Below are 13682 nucleotides of genomic sequence, written 5' to 3'. Positions count from 1 at the left end.
CTATAAGCCAATATGCTCGAAGTCCTTTGTCTTTTCTTCTTTTTGCTGTTTAGTCCCTATGAATTGAACCAACTCGGCAACGACTTCCGTGACATACACTTTTTTACCTTCTTGGTTGTCATACCTCCTCGTTTGGATTCTGCCAGTAACGCCAATAATCGAGCCTTTCTTGCAATACTGTGCTGTGTTTTCAGCTGTTTTTTTCCAAATGGTGCAATGTACAAAGTCAGCCTCGTAGTCCCCTTCGTTATTTCGAAAGTTACGGTTCACAGCTAGCGTGATATTGGATACCGCCTTGCCATCCGGTGTGTACCTTAAATCGGGGTCCTTCGTTAATCGTCCGACAAGGGTTACTTGATTGATCATCTTTTTCCTCCTTTCCCTTTCATGCTCTTATCATAATGACTTCTTTTCAAAAGGGGAAATCGATAAAATATTGATTCATACACATTTCGGCTCCAATAAAACCGTTTTCACATATCCTAAAAGTCGTTTTCAGGGAAGTAATACTAAGAAAATGAAAAAATGAACAGAATCCAACTTTTTTTACTTTTACCATCAATTAGGTTTTTAATTTTAAAATTCACAATATTCTAGTATGATATAATTACCTGTAAAAGGGTATACAGGTAGAAACTATACATTTGATTGTCTCTGCTTCATATGGCAAAGGAATGGAGGTATTTAATGAAATCTTTCAAATTAATCTATCTACAAATAGTTACAGAGGATTCACGATTAATTGATATACCATTAGCCGATGGACTCATTATTAATAAAGAAAATGAGGTCAGCACTTGGCTCCTTGAAGCCTTTGTGGCAGAAAGCCAGTATAACGAGTTTGCGTCCTCTCTTCCCGCTATAGATGGAGAAGTGACGATTCAGGCCGTTATTACTAAAAAAGACAATGAACCCGCTCTATTCAATACCAACTTGCGTACCGTAAAAAAAGTCGGCGATCACTATAGCCTCCTTTTTGTCGGTCATATCAAAAAAAATCGCACAAAATATGCAGAACTTCTTCTTGAGGATTTAGTTCACAAAGGGTTAGAAGGCGAAGAGTTGATTAAAGAGTTCAAGGAAAAGATCAAATCCAGGCCTAAACTGGCCACTTATAATTAGTCCTTAAAAGAAAAAACTGGCTTTAGCTGAAGGGATTTTCTCCCTCCTTCGCTAAGCCAGTCTTCTTTACTGTTCCAAATTATTTCATTTCATCTTCGCCTTTTCTCTCAGCGTCTTCAATCATTCCATCTGTTTTGTTTTCATCTTCATTAATCGTATCATCGTTTTCAATCATTCCGTCATTATCTGTATCCAGGTTATTTCCATCGTTACCGTTTTGATTTTCTTCGATCATGTTATCATTTTCAGGTGCTGGATTGTTATCATCATCATTCGTTCCACAACCGGCAAGGAACATAGCAGACATCAAAGTTCCCCCGATTAGCGCAAAAAGTTTTTTCTTCATCATGTTTGGCAACCTCCCTTCTTTCTTAATCATTAGGTATTTTGCCCGAATGTAAAAATAACTTGCGCCTTATTTTAAATTAGTAAAAAATGCATGTACCTTAAAACACAAATAAAAGATGCCGGACATATATGCCCGGCATCAAAGGGAGAATAAAAGAAATGGTTTAAAAAAACCAACTGCAATTAATGTAGCTAACATCTGCATCGTATATGTATTATTTACACTTAATTGGGTAAACTTAAGCATTTTATGCTAAAACGGTGAATTCCATTAATCCTTTTGCTTATTTATCTCCAAAAGCAAACATGATTTCCGTTTCACAAGCAACCTCGCCGTCTACTGTCGCAACCGCTTTTCCCTTACCAACCGTTCCTCTTAGACGTAATATTTCCACTTCGAGTCGAAGTTGATCGCCGGGTCTTACCTGACGCTTGAATCGGCAATTATCAATTCCCGCAAAAAAGGCCAAACGCCCTTTGAATTCCTCTTGTTTCAAAACGGCTACAGCACCTACTTGCGCCAAAGCCTCTACAATTAATACACCAGGCATAACAGGGTAATCCGGAAAGTGCCCATTAAAAAATTCTTCATTGGCTGAAACATTTTTCAACCCTACAGCTCTTTTTCCTTCTTCAACTTCAATAATTCGGTCCACCAATAAAAAAGGGTACCGATGGGGAATGATGTCCTTTATTTCAGTAATGTCTAACATTTCGATTCCTCCTAATAATGTTTGCTGGTCTTTAACGAAAATTCGCCCCTCCCGTAATGAGGAAGAGGCACGTACAATTGGAATATTAAACAATAGGCCCTATGACGACGGACTGTTTCTATGCGCCCTCATTTACAATATCGATAATATGGGTCCACGTGGATTTTTTAAAAACATCCGTTGCTTGCCCTCCACCAATCACACTATACCCTATAAGCGAACCAGCTATTAAAGCAATGATAATCAATCCCATGATAATAAGCAAACGAAGCCAAATCGGCAAAAACCGGACCCTGATTCTCTGGTTTGGTTGTGTTCCTTTGACTTCTTTGACTTCTTCATTCACTTCTTGTCTCATTACACTTTTTTGTTCCATACAGATACAAAAGCTCCTTTTTCTCAGAAAACTCGCCGAATAATAAGGGTCTCTAGCTTACATTCCATCACATGTTATATCAAAATGTATGAGCGTCAACGATCCTCTTTGCTAAAGTATAAATGAAAAACGCTTCAATATGAAACCTAAAGTCATGATTTAATCCTATCCCGCTCACCGAATCCCATTAATGAGTCCACCCATTTGATCGGCCATCGTAATTGCCCTCGATTGAAATTGATATTGACGTTGGGCAGTAATTAAATCCGTCATCTCTTTAGAAAGATCGACGTTTGAAGACTCCAGTGAGCCTTGTTTAACTGCGATTTCTCTACGATCATCACCCGTCAATAACGTCATGATACCCTCTTCCGTAACGTCCATTCCTTCAAGGTTGGCGGGAAGTCCAAGTAGATTGCCGCCTAACTGTTCAAGGAATTGCGGTTTGTTTACAGAAACCACACCAAGACCATAGCTTTGCTCTCCATATTCTTCTGTATCCACCGTCATTATACCTTCTTCTGATACTTTTATATCTTTGATGCTTCCATCAATAAGAATCGGGTCTCCATATTCATCAAGTACTTGATTCCCTGCAGAGGTAACGAGCATCATTTGGTCTGGATTCCCCTCATTAGGGGATAAGTAAAAAGCTCCATCCCTCGTTAAACGGGTATTGGTCCCTTCTTCATCCTGTACATTTATCGTGAAGAATAAATCTTCCTTCGTCAATGCCACATCCAGGTTGCGGTCGGTATTCTTCAAAGACCCTTGTGTCAGCACGATTTGGGATGGGTTCAGTCTGGCACCCGTTCCTTGTCGAATTCCAGGCGTTGTCAACCGTCCAATTTCCTTCGTCTCGCTCGGCTGGTTGTTAAAGCTTTGAGTTAACAAATCACTAAAGCTGGTTTGTGTCTTTTTATAGGCCGTCGTATCCACATTGGCAATATTATTACTGATTTGATCGATTTGACTTTGAATTTGATTAAGTGTATTCGTCGCTGTTAGCATAGTTCGATTCATGGACATTCCCCTACCTGTTCAAATTTCCGAAGACCTCTTCTACACATCAATGAATTAGAGCTTACCCACTTCATTAACCGCTTTGTCCAGACTCTTATCATAGGCTTGAAGGACTTTTTGATTCGCTTCAAAGGAGCGGTACGCTGACATCATTTCCGTCATTGTCCTTGATTGGTCGACATTTGAACCCTCCAGGAAACCTTGTTTCGTCGAGAAGTCCAGCTCTTCAGTAGCATAAGCACTCGGTAAAGGATCATCAACAGCTCGGTATAGTCCTTCGCCATCTTTCACAAGCTGATTAGATGGATTGTCTGAATACCCAACGCCAAGGCGGGCCGTTTGAATATTCCCTTCTAAAATAGCGCCGTTATCGGTCACCGTGAATCGATCACTCTCAAGTTGGATCCGTTCATTATTCTCATCCAGTACATAATAGCCTCTAGGAGTCGTTAAATAACCTTGTCCATCCAGTGTAAAACTGCCGTCTCTCGTATAACGTAATTGGCCGTCATTATCTTGAACGGTAAAAAGGACCGACCCGGTCTTCCCCGTTTCTTCATTGATCGGAAGATTTTCGTCTGCTAAGGCAATATCCGTATTAAGCTCCGTTTCTTCAAGCGTACCCTGTGTGAATAAAGGATTCGCTTCTTGTACGTAAACGCCTGTACTAAGGCTGCCCACTTGAGACATCTTAGGCATACTTAATTTATTATCAGTAGGAATTGCATTACTTTGCATATTACCTAGTAACAATTCCGGAAAAGATCGTACGCTCGTTTGATCGGCTTTATACCCTGTAGTATTCGCATTGGATATATTATTTGTCAGCATCTCTGTCCGTCTTTGCTGTGTAAGCATTCCAGAAGCCGCTGTATAAAAACCTCTTAACATTTTTTCACTCCTCATTCTACAAATATATTCCGTTCATTTCTTATATCTATCTTATCGGATATAAACGTCTATATTTAAGCGAAAAAGAAAATGCGTTGGAGCAGAAGGATTCATCTATTATTTTAGGCTAGGTCAGATTTAAAGGAATAGTGTTAAATGTTCAAATAAAAGAAGAGGGTCTATTGCTCATAAGTACGAGAACTGCACGGACTTTCACTATGCTTCTGTGTGTCTGAACCTTAGACCCTTATCTTATAATGCAGATTTTTACGTCCGCTTTTTAATTGAATTTGCGTCGTGGCAATTTGTCCATATTATCTAGCATGATTCCCGTTCCAATCGCTACGCAATCCATTGGCCGTTCTGCCACTAGTACAGGGACTTTAAGTTCTTCTGCTAAAAGCAGGTCGATTCCATGAAGCAAGGCCCCTCCGCCCGTTAAAATGACGCCACGGTCAATGATATCGGCAGAAAGTTCTGGTGGTGTCCGTTCAAGCACAGCTTTCGCAGCTTGTACGATAATGGAAACTTGTTCCCTCAGCGCTTCCTCGATTTCTTCCGAATTAACGGAGATGGTCCTTGGTAATCCTGAAACCATATCACGTCCACGTATATCAATTTCTTCGTTGCGTGAACCAGGGAAGACCGTTGCAACCTGCATTTTGATATTTTCCGCTGTACGTTCCCCGATTAGGAGCTTATACTTACGTTTAACGTAATTTAAGATTTCATTATCGAATTTGTCACCAGCCATTTTGATGGAAGAAGATGTGACGATATCGCCCATTGAAAGAACCGCGATGTCCGTTGTTCCACCACCAATATCTACGACCATGTTACCGCTTGGTTGGAAAATATCCATGCCGGCGCCGATAGCTGCCACTTTAGGCTCTTCTTCAAGGAATACTTTCTTTCCACCGCTTTTTTCTGCAGCCTCTTTGATTGCTTTCTGTTCAACACTTGTAATGTTTGTTGGACAGCAAATCAAAATTCTTGGCTTAGAAAGAAAGCCTTTCACATTTAACTTATTTATAAAATGCTTAAGCATCATTTCCGTTACATCGAAATCAGCAATGACACCATCTTTTAGAGGGCGAATTGCAACAATATTTCCAGGTGTCCGGCCTACCATTTTACGAGCCTCTTCACCGACGGCAAGAACTCGATTTGAATTCTTATCAATCGCTACTACCGAAGGCTCATTTAACACGATTCCTTTACCTTTGACATGTATTAGAACATTGGCTGTTCCAAGATCTATCCCAATATCTCTAGCAAACATTTCTTAAATCCTCCTTGAATATCCTCACATAAAACCTACTTCTGTCCTAATTGTTTATTTTACCATATCGCCAGTTCACAAAGTAGTATGAAATATAAATAAATTCAAAACCTCTACTGATTATTTAATTAAACATAGGTATATTAAGGATTTCCATATTAACAAAATTAATCCATTAAAAAATTCCGGGTTGGAGATTCTTAAGTAAGGATGAAAAAAGGAATCACAAATTTATGCAGTCCTTTGTCCATACCCCAAATCTTCAGAATCATTTCCAATTTCCGGAATCTTTTTTTAAATGATTTACTTAGCTATTTCCTCTTCTTGTTCTGTTCGTTTATATTTTAGCTTTGTCGCTTCTCCACCCCGAAGGTGACGAATGGATTTATGGTAATCCAATATATCCTTCACTTCGTTAGCCAATTCAGGATTAATTTCCGGAAGTCTCTCCGTTAAGTCTTTATGGACTGTACTCTTAGAGACACCGAATTCTTTAGCAATGACGCGGACCGTTTTTCTAGTTTCCACGATATACTTGCCTATCTTGATAGTTCTTTCTTTGATGTAATCGTGCACACCACTCGACCTCCCCAAATTGGATGTGAGAAGTGTGAAATGAGATTCGTATTTTTCGAATCGAATACCCCTGTCTTATAAACAATGAAAGATAGAATGATCAACTATTAGGTTTTTTGTAATAAACGATTCCTCACCTCAAACACTCTCTTTGCATGGTTTATAACATCTTATTAGCTTGGTTAAGAATATATGCCTAATGGGACAGAGCTTTTCGCTTTATTTATCGTATTCAACCAGTTACCTTTCTAAAAACCACATTATTTCCCGAGAAATTTGTCAGAAGTTCAGATTTCTTCTTGTAAATACCACTATTTTCTCGAATTAAAAATCGCATGCATGGCCTTTGCTTATTCACCAAAAGAAGGAGCCGTTCATGTAGAACGGCTCCCCCTTTACCAATTTTTCAGTTGTTGTACATCTTAACATGGTTTATGTTTTGCTTGTATTTTTTATTAATTTGCTTCTTTTAACGAATCCTCTACAGTGTCGCTTTTCTCGGAAGAGTCTTCATCCGGAATGGCGTTTCCATCTTCTGTGCCCTTTTCTAACTCAGTACCTGCATCTGATTCATCAACGGCTGGAGATTCCTCCGCACCTTTTTCAGAATCCTCGACGGCTGGTGCTTCTTCTTTGTCAGCTGAGTCATCCGTGCTATCTTTTGTTTCTTCAGTTGCTGTTTGAATAGCGGATGCTTGTTTTTCAATGAAATCAACTGGGTTCAACGCGATGCCATCTTTTCTGATTTCGAAATGAACGTGGACGCCTGCCTCTTCATTGATCTGGCTTTTACCTGAAGTAGCGATAGCTTGTCCCTGTTTCACTTTGTCCCCAACGGCAACCTTGATGTCCTTAACGGATTGATAACGTGTGACCACACCATCTTCATGCTCAACTTCAATTAAATTGCCAAGAAGGGCGTCTTCTTGCACTTTCGCTACATTTCCGCTTAATGATGCTTTTACATCGAAAGATTTTCCATCTTCCATGGCGATGTCGATCCCTTTGTTCTGCTCATATCTATTGTTGTAGAAAACTAACGCGTCTTCTTGTGCCTTTTCATCTGCATTCACATCATAGAATTGTTTTTTGATGACTGTTTTAGCGGCATTGGCTACAGGCATCTTAACGGTTTCCAGATCACTATTGACTTCGACTGAAGGCTGATCATAGTTTTTTCCGGTTTCAGCTAAATCCTTTTTCTCATCCTTAGCTGAATCATCAAAACTATTTTGTAATAAAAAGGCCGCGGCTAAGATTATGGCTGCACTTGCGATGTAGATTGCTGATAATGCCCAACGCTTTTTAAGTATACGTTGGATTTTGGAAGTTGGTCTTTTTTCTTCCTCTCTCATATTAATCACCTCAGCAACCATTCTGAACATTTTGCCAAGAATATATACATCTTAGGTAAAAAAATTTTAGATTTATTTTATGAAAAAGAATCCGATTTTATTCGTAGAATGGTAAAATGTTTGGTATCTCACTGTTGAAGGATGTTTGATTGATGAAAAAAACCCTTAAGATCTTAGTAACGATTCTACCTTTTCTATATATGATTGCCATTTGGACTATGTCCAGTCAACCCGATGATATCATTCTCGACCTTCCTTCATCATCCATTGACCGGTTTATTAAAGAGGCCCTCCATTTAGTTGAATTTGCGATTTTGTATATATTATTCGTTTCTGCACTTGCTGTAAATCAAAAGTTGAAGCCTGGATTTAGTTTGGTAGCCGCAATCGTTGCCGGTCTTTACGGTATCGTTGATGAATATCACCAGTCATTCATCCCATACCGCTCTGCATCCTTGATTGATGTGGCAAAGGACATCATCGGAGTGCTAGCCGTCTATTTTCATGTGCAATATCATTACTTCAAACACAAACGTGGCTTCTTGACCCTTATAGAAAAATTCGGCAAAAAAAAATGAGAGATGGGTAATCCCTTCTCTCATTTTTTTGCGGTCATGGTATTGATCCACTTACTTGATGACTGCACTTTAACACCTTTGTAATAGTACTTCACGATATCCTCATAGTTTTTTCCTTCACGAGCCATTCCATTAGCACCATACTGGCTCATTCCCACTCCATGACCATATCCTTTTGTCGTAATGACGATTTGATTGCCTTGACGCTCCCAGTCAAAGTCGGAGGAATTCAACCCGAGTTTTTCCCGGATTTGCATACCCGTCAATTTCTTCCCTCCAATTTCAACTAGAGCCACTCGATTTCCGGTTGTCCTTTGAACGACTGTACCGATTGTCGTCCCCGATGATAAACTTACGCCTAACTTCCTCTCGAAATCCCCCGCATCGACCACCATCTTATTATAGAATTTCGGCGATTCTTTATCCCATGGACTGGACACGCTTTTCAAATAGGGGAACTCTGCCTGCCAATACTCCTCGGAATTCTCTGTGTAGCCATTACTAGTGGAAAAGAAGGTAGCAGTAATGGGATTTCCTTTATAAGTTAGTATCTTACCTTCCGTTTCCTTAATGGCTTTATCTATTTTCTTCATCTTCCATTTATAATCAGAGCCCCACTGCTTCTTCAGCTCATTATCATTTTTATAAACTTGGTGCATGACCGTATCCCCTACATCAGCTCCTTTTGGCAACCCCCGGCGATTATTGCTCATCAACTGATTCACGATGTAGGTCCTTGCCGTCAACGCTTGCGCCTTCAACGCCTCTTCCTCGAAATCTGCAGGCATTTCTGCTGCCACTACACCAGATAGATATGTCTCAAGTGGGAGCTTTTGAATCTCTTTGGTAACTGATCTATAGACAGCCACATCAATGGAACTCATTTCATTTGCAGTCACTTCTTTTCCTTCTTCCTTCTCTTTTTTCTCTACTTGTTCAGCTAACTTTCCACTTGTAGCATCATTGGAAAACGGAAGCACAAGCACTGCTGGAATCATGATTATGACGAATGCTACGGCTATGGATAGTATAATCACAGGTTTCATTGCTTTCAAATTCCTGGGCCTCCCTACACTTGTTCTCTGCTGCATGCACTTTTAGGCAGCAGGTTTCTCTACATGATAAATGTATGTCGAAGGACAAGCTTTTATGAATAGAAAAGTGGCAGGAAGGTAGGTTAGTGATCTTATTACAGGGCACAACAAAAAACCCATCCGGTTTCAATGACTGAAACCGAATGGGTTTATAGGTAATCTTATGCGTTCAAATCAGCTATCGTTTTTGTTTCTACTGGGACCTCTTCATTGATACGTTCCACATCAGCACCCAAAGATGCTAATTTACCATGGAAATTCACGTATCCTCTGTCAAGATGCTTCAATTCTGTAACACGCGTAACTCCCTCTGCAACCAACCCAGTCAGGATAAGCGCAGCAGCAGCACGCAAGTCAGTGGCAGATACTTCTGCCCCTTGAAGATTAGTTGGACCGTTAACGATAACAGAACGACCTTCTATTTTAACGTTGGCATTCATGCGGCGGAATTCTTCAACATGCATGAAACGGTTCTCAAAGACTGTTTCCGTAATCATACTTGTTCCTTCAGCACGCAATAACAAAGCCATCATTTGGGATTGCATATCAGTCGGGAAACCAGGATGTGGCATTGTTTTAATATCGATGGCCTTCAAGGTTTTTGGACCAATTACGCGCAATCCATCTTGTTCTTCAATGATTGTAATACCCATCTCTTCCATTTTCGCAATAAGGGAAGTTAGATGCTCAGGAACCGCACCTTGAACAAGTACGTTACCACCGGTAAGTGCGGCAGCTGTCATAAATGTTCCAGCCTCGATGCGGTCAGGTATAATTGAATGTTCAGCCCCATATAATTTATGGACACCTTCAATTTTCATTGTACCCGTACCAGCGCCTTTAACCTTGGCACCCATTTTATTAAGGAAGTTAGCTAGATCCACGATTTCAGGCTCTTTCGCCACGTTTTCCAGTATTGTCGTACCTTCAGCAAGTGTCGCTGCCATCATAATGTTTTCTGTGGCACCTACACTTGGGAAATCAAGGTACACTCTTGCTCCCTTAAGTCTGCCTTCTACTTCAGCGTCAATGAAGCCGTTGCCGACCTTCACTTTTGCTCCCATCGCTTCAAAACCTTTTAAATGTTGATCGATAGGACGGGAACCGATGGCACAGCCACCCGGTAAAGCGACACGGGCCCGGCCATTCCTTGCTAATAATGACCCCATTACTAAAACGGAAGCTCTCATTTTACGTACATACTCAAATGGTGCTTCGTCTAATAACTCTCTTGATGCATCTACAGTTACTTGATTATCTTGAAAGGCAACATCAGTGTTTAAGTTGCGCAATACTTCGTTGATTGTATATACATCGGAGAGCGTAGGAACGTCTTTAATGATACTTTTCCCATCACTTGCTAATAATGTTGCAGCGATTACTGGCAAAACGGCGTTTTTAGCACCTTCTACTTTTACTGTTCCGCTAAGCCTGTTTCCGCCGCGAACGATGATTTTTTCCAAAAGTATTCCCCTCCGCGTCCATTTTCTCTATATTAATATTCAAACGTTATGATTGGTGTGCCAACTACAAAGTTCGTCCGGTCACCCAATCCTTCTGTCCGTAGCCCAAACTGCAAATTTAATTTTTCTTTAGTCAAAGGTTGTTTAAACAAAGTTGAATGTGCAGATATAGATGTAAAGTTTGTTTCATGCACACTCTCAATTTCCCTCGCTTCGAATTTATCTAATAGGCTCTCGGTTTTAGAGTTTAAAATCGAATCCATATTATCATTGATAGACCCTGTAATACAAGAAAAAATTGAAGGAGTTCCCCTAAATATGTCATCCACTCTGTTTTGGTACGTGCTGGTAAAGTAGGCTGGATAGCCTTCCCTCCATTCTTGTCCCTTCACTTCGTAAATAACATAGGTAACTTTATCAGATTCATCTCCGGTTGTCATTAATTTAATAGATTCCGTCAGACCCGAATCGACATGGTAAAAGAACGCCTCAGCCTTCAAGGCGGATGCGCCATCTTCCCGGTACCAATTAAATTGAGGATACTGTTGTTTTAAAGCGACCACTTCTCTTTCAAACTCTTGTTTATTCGTGATCTCTTCATTTATCTCTCGTGCATACACAGACCAATTTCCTATGTTTACTGAATTATCTTGTTGCAGCAGTTCCACCATTTTGACTACATCGGCTTTACCCTTTGCCGCAATTGTACTATTCCCAATTAAAATCACCGTCAAACCAAGAATTACTATGTATGATAACATTTTTTTCTTCACTACAAACATGTTAAATCCCTCCCCTTTTATGCATTATTTCCATAAAAGGGAAGTTCATACTTCGCATTTCCCGACAATTGGTGATGCTTTCTTCTAATGCTATAAAAATCAGTAGAATAATGGCGAATACAAGAGTAGAATCATATTTTGCTATAAATGAAACCTTATAGCCTTTTTAATCCTCACTAAACATATAAGGAAGTTGGTTAGCAAACCCAAGGTAGTCAAGGAAGAAGTTACTCACAACAGAACCTATCGCCACCGTTAATAAAATATATAATACCCTGGCCTTAAGGACCGAATTAGATCTTAATATCTTATCAAAATGTAAGGCCTGTAGAGCCCACCATGTAACTGCAATGAAAAATAAGTGGGAAACTATCCCCAGCAAGGCTTGCTGTCCCATTGGTGAAAACATGTACATACCTCCTAAAAGACACCCGTCTTCCATTCTATCACAGATTCCCTTGAAATTTGGAATTAAAAAGGAAAAACCGCAAGAAATATTTCAGAATTGAAAGACAGAGACTGAATACCAGCCTCTGATAAAGGCATTATATCATTCACTTGATATAAAGTCTTTAAAATCACCAAAATGGTTATGCAGGAAATCAAAGGCCAGGTTAGGAGCTAATCCAAAGAGAATCGTGCCTCCTATACAAACCATTATAACGATGGACAAACCTGTGCGCACCTTTATTAACTTGTCTGAATGGGCCGGACGGAAAAAGACTTGGACCAATAAGCCAAAATAATAGACATAAGACACGATCGTCCCCGCTATCATGATCCCGGCAAGGACATAATGTCCAGGTTCCGTAATGAAAGTACCGAGAAAGATATTCAGTTTCCCTATAAAGCCAGCCGTTCCGGGAATGCCTGCTAATGAGAGAATAAACACGGTAAAGGCTATGCCAAGATATGGCGATTTCCTACCTAAGCCTGCAAGGATACTGATATCCTCTGAACCACTTTGGCTCGAGAGCACTTGAATGATCGCGAAAGCACCCAAGTTCATAAGTAAATAGGCAAGTAAGTAAAACCAGACTGTATCCATCAAGAAATATCCGCCACCCAATGTGGTCACGGCTACCAGAAGGTAACCTGCATGTGCGATGCTCGAATAAGCGAATAATCGTTTTAAATTTTGTTGCCTTAACGCCACCACATTACCTACTATGATCGTCACCCCTGATACAAAAGCAACATATCCATTGTTTTTCTCAAAAAAGTCGAGCGCCCCGATAGTATCCCCGGGTGCAGATAGGAACAATGAAAGGAAAATACGCAGGAGGATGACAAATCCCGCTGTTTTCGATATGACGCTTAAAAAGGCTGTAACCGGTGTAGGTGCCCCCTCGTAAACATCCGGGGCCCACATATGAAATGGAGCAGCGGCAAGTTTAAAGGCTAATCCGATGAAAACCATGAAAAAAGCAATTCCCGTAATGTATAGGAGCTGCCCATCTGTCATGCCTGCCATCGTTCGACTCATTTCCCCCAAATTGACCGATCCGGTCACACCATACAAATAACTCATGCCAAACAGAGTGATAGCGGTGGAAATCCCCCCGTTTATTACATATTTCATGGCCGCTTCATTGGACTTACGATTTTGTTTCCGTACGCCCGCTAATATATAGGAAGAAAGTGAGAGTAACTCCAGACCGATAAACAACGTTATCAAATCTCCACTTGAAGTCATGATCATCGCACCAAGCAATGCCGCAAGGAATAGATAATAAAATTCCCCGCGATGTTCCTTCAAGCCTTCCTTGGGCTCATAGCTTTCTGCAAGCAGGATGATAAGCCCCCCTCCGAGCAGTAAAATTAGCTTAAACGCTTTTGCAAATGAATCTAAACGAAACGTATCGGATAAAATGCTTACCGTTTCAAAAGACAACAAACTAATCAGAGAGAAAAAGGCTAGTATGATTCCCGTCACAGCCAGCCAGGCAAGCTTCCTCCGATTAAAATGCTTCGGCCAGAATATATCCAATATGGAAAGTGCCATCGCCGTTCCAAGGATGATGAACTCCGGCATCATCGCTCCCCAATGATATGAAAGCATCGTGTTCCAATCCACCT

16 protein-coding genes are annotated in these 13682 nt (G+C 40.4%); 2 read left to right on the top strand and 14 right to left on the bottom strand.

The features are described from left to right. Entirely contained in the window at positions 1–366 is a 366-nt protein-coding gene (ssb, locus tag ACIQXN_RS04440; RefSeq protein ID WP_402962236.1) for a single-stranded DNA-binding protein, read from the bottom strand. A 321-nt stretch (positions 367–687) separates the two neighbouring features. Here ssb and ACIQXN_RS04435 point away from each other — a divergent pair, with 321 nt between their 5' ends. After that, positions 688–1122 (top strand): YwpF family protein, encoded by a 435-nt coding sequence (locus tag ACIQXN_RS04435; protein WP_402962234.1) that lies wholly within the window; start codon positions 688–690, stop codon positions 1120–1122. A gap of 79 nt (positions 1123–1201) precedes the next feature. Here the strand turns inward: ACIQXN_RS04435 and ACIQXN_RS04430 are convergent, their stop codons facing one another. The 8 genes from ACIQXN_RS04430 to spoIIQ all read right to left on the bottom strand — a co-directional run bounded on the left by ACIQXN_RS04430 (position 1202) and on the right by spoIIQ (position 7686). Beyond that, entirely contained in the window at positions 1202–1471 is a 270-nt protein-coding gene (locus tag ACIQXN_RS04430; protein WP_402962232.1) for a hypothetical protein, read from the bottom strand. 283 nt (positions 1472–1754) lie between these two features. After that, the gene (gene fabZ / locus ACIQXN_RS04425; RefSeq protein WP_402962230.1) at positions 1755–2183 is read right to left on the bottom strand and encodes a 3-hydroxyacyl-ACP dehydratase FabZ; all 429 of its coding nucleotides are present in this window, start codon (positions 2181–2183) and stop codon (positions 1755–1757) included. A 118-nt stretch (positions 2184–2301) separates the two neighbouring features. Beyond that, on the bottom strand, positions 2302–2559 hold the full coding sequence (locus tag ACIQXN_RS04420) for a DNA-directed RNA polymerase subunit beta (RefSeq protein ID WP_402962228.1): 258 nt from the start codon (positions 2557–2559) through the stop codon (positions 2302–2304). A gap of 174 nt (positions 2560–2733) precedes the next feature. Continuing rightward, positions 2734–3582, bottom strand: a complete 849-nt coding sequence (locus ACIQXN_RS04415; RefSeq protein ID WP_402962226.1) for a flagellar hook-basal body protein — start codon at positions 3580–3582, stop codon at positions 2734–2736. Positions 3583–3636: 54 nt separating this feature from the next. Beyond that, positions 3637–4473: a flagellar hook-basal body protein gene (locus ACIQXN_RS04410; RefSeq protein WP_402962224.1), complete on the bottom strand. Its 837-nt coding sequence runs from the start codon at positions 4471–4473 to the stop codon at positions 3637–3639. Between the two features lie 280 nt (positions 4474–4753). Continuing rightward, the gene (gene mreB, locus ACIQXN_RS04405; RefSeq protein ID WP_402962222.1) at positions 4754–5755 is read right to left on the bottom strand and encodes a rod shape-determining protein; all 1002 of its coding nucleotides are present in this window, start codon (positions 5753–5755) and stop codon (positions 4754–4756) included. 303 nt (positions 5756–6058) lie between these two features. Then, a complete protein-coding gene (gene spoIIID / locus ACIQXN_RS04400; protein ID WP_402962220.1) occupies positions 6059–6331 on the bottom strand; it encodes a sporulation transcriptional regulator SpoIIID in 273 nt (90 codons plus the stop codon). 455 nt (positions 6332–6786) lie between these two features. Next, positions 6787–7686: a stage II sporulation protein SpoIIQ gene (gene spoIIQ / locus ACIQXN_RS04395; RefSeq protein ID WP_402962218.1), complete on the bottom strand. Its 900-nt coding sequence runs from the start codon at positions 7684–7686 to the stop codon at positions 6787–6789. Positions 7687–7838: 152 nt separating this feature from the next. On the opposite strand from spoIIQ, the gene ACIQXN_RS04390 reads away from it, so the two are divergent. Beyond that, positions 7839–8264 (top strand): VanZ family protein, encoded by a 426-nt coding sequence (locus tag ACIQXN_RS04390; protein ID WP_402962216.1) that lies wholly within the window; start codon positions 7839–7841, stop codon positions 8262–8264. 20 nt (positions 8265–8284) lie between these two features. Here ACIQXN_RS04390 and spoIID read toward each other — a convergent pair whose 3' ends face one another. From spoIID to nuoN, 5 genes are all read right to left on the bottom strand, one after another. Further along, positions 8285–9319 (bottom strand): stage II sporulation protein D, encoded by a 1035-nt coding sequence (spoIID, locus tag ACIQXN_RS04385; protein WP_402962214.1) that lies wholly within the window; start codon positions 9317–9319, stop codon positions 8285–8287. A 200-nt stretch (positions 9320–9519) separates the two neighbouring features. Continuing rightward, positions 9520–10821: a UDP-N-acetylglucosamine 1-carboxyvinyltransferase gene (murA, locus tag ACIQXN_RS04380; RefSeq protein WP_402962212.1), complete on the bottom strand. Its 1302-nt coding sequence runs from the start codon at positions 10819–10821 to the stop codon at positions 9520–9522. A 32-nt stretch (positions 10822–10853) separates the two neighbouring features. Beyond that, positions 10854–11603 (bottom strand): YwmB family TATA-box binding protein, encoded by a 750-nt coding sequence (locus ACIQXN_RS04375; protein WP_402962210.1) that lies wholly within the window; start codon positions 11601–11603, stop codon positions 10854–10856. Positions 11604–11769: 166 nt separating this feature from the next. After that, on the bottom strand, positions 11770–12012 hold the full coding sequence (locus tag ACIQXN_RS04370) for a DUF1146 family protein (RefSeq protein WP_402962209.1): 243 nt from the start codon (positions 12010–12012) through the stop codon (positions 11770–11772). Positions 12013–12153: 141 nt separating this feature from the next. After that, the gene (gene nuoN, locus ACIQXN_RS04365) at positions 12154–13680 is read right to left on the bottom strand and encodes an NADH-quinone oxidoreductase subunit NuoN (RefSeq protein ID WP_402962207.1); all 1527 of its coding nucleotides are present in this window, start codon (positions 13678–13680) and stop codon (positions 12154–12156) included. Positions 13681–13682: the final 2 nt, after the last annotated feature.

This window comes from Peribacillus sp. NPDC097295 (assembly GCF_044761665.1).
In the GTDB taxonomy this organism is placed as follows: Bacteria; Bacillota; Bacilli; order Bacillales; family DSM-1321; genus Peribacillus.
Note: the sequence above shows the minus strand (reverse complement) of the source record. Positions and strands in the feature narration are given on the sequence as shown.

Coding starts and splice junctions, on each gene's coding strand:
- ssb (WP_402962236.1), bottom strand. CDS start 366: ATGATCAATCAAGTAACCCTTGTCGGACGATTAACGAAGGACCCCGAT.
- ACIQXN_RS04435 (WP_402962234.1), top strand. CDS start 688: ATGAAATCTTTCAAATTAATCTATCTACAAATAGTTACAGAGGATTCA.
- ACIQXN_RS04430 (WP_402962232.1), bottom strand. CDS start 1,471: ATGATGAAGAAAAAACTTTTTGCGCTAATCGGGGGAACTTTGATGTCT.
- fabZ (WP_402962230.1), bottom strand. CDS start 2,183: ATGTTAGACATTACTGAAATAAAGGACATCATTCCCCATCGGTACCCT.
- ACIQXN_RS04420 (WP_402962228.1), bottom strand. CDS start 2,559: ATGGAACAAAAAAGTGTAATGAGACAAGAAGTGAATGAAGAAGTCAAA.
- ACIQXN_RS04415 (WP_402962226.1), bottom strand. CDS start 3,582: ATGAATCGAACTATGCTAACAGCGACGAATACACTTAATCAAATTCAA.
- ACIQXN_RS04410 (WP_402962224.1), bottom strand. CDS start 4,473: ATGTTAAGAGGTTTTTATACAGCGGCTTCTGGAATGCTTACACAGCAA.
- mreB (WP_402962222.1), bottom strand. CDS start 5,755: ATGTTTGCTAGAGATATTGGGATAGATCTTGGAACAGCCAATGTTCTA.
- spoIIQ (WP_402962218.1), bottom strand. CDS start 7,686: ATGAGAGAGGAAGAAAAAAGACCAACTTCCAAAATCCAACGTATACTT.
- ACIQXN_RS04390 (WP_402962216.1), top strand. CDS start 7,839: ATGAAAAAAACCCTTAAGATCTTAGTAACGATTCTACCTTTTCTATAT.
- ACIQXN_RS04375 (WP_402962210.1), bottom strand. CDS start 11,603: ATGTTTGTAGTGAAGAAAAAAATGTTATCATACATAGTAATTCTTGGT.
- ACIQXN_RS04370 (WP_402962209.1), bottom strand. CDS start 12,012: ATGTTTTCACCAATGGGACAGCAAGCCTTGCTGGGGATAGTTTCCCAC.